Origin of the sequence: Lactobacillus sp. UMNPBX15 (assembly GCF_002553785.1) — a bacterium.
Classification (GTDB): Bacteria; Bacillota; Bacilli; order Lactobacillales; family Lactobacillaceae; genus Lactobacillus; species Lactobacillus crispatus.
Genome location: NZ_PCYV01000112.1, coordinates 1 through 367 on the forward strand (window position 1 = coordinate 1; position 367 = coordinate 367).

The window sequence follows — 367 nt, forward strand, 5'->3', positions numbered from 1 at the left end:
CACCGGGTTTTACTTTAGTAAGAACAAAGTTTTCAGAAGAGCATCCAGACGAAGTGGTCCGTTTTCTGAAGGTGTTTAATAAAGCCGTTGTATGGCAAAAGGAACATCTGGATGAAGCAGCGGACTTGTATTCTGACATTAAAGATCTCGATAAAAAGGTCGTCGAAAATGTGCTGAAAAATACTGAACCTCTGAATGAGGTCATCAGTGACGACATTGTGAAAGCGCAGCAGGAAACAGCAGATTTTCAATTTCGAACAAAGGCGATAGATAAGAAGATTGATGTGAAGGATGTTGTCGATAACACTTTTATCAAAAAAGCATTAGAGGAACATTCCTCAGGAGGTGATCAATGATGAAAGCAGAG

Annotated in this window: 1 protein-coding gene; it reads left to right on the forward strand. The window is 39.8% G+C overall.

Features of this window, described 5'->3' with window-relative positions:
• The coding region (locus CP366_RS10515; protein ID WP_199162872.1) for a hypothetical protein at positions 1-356 on the forward strand (356 nt) is incomplete at its 5' end.
• Between the last annotated feature and the right edge of the window lie 11 nt (positions 357-367).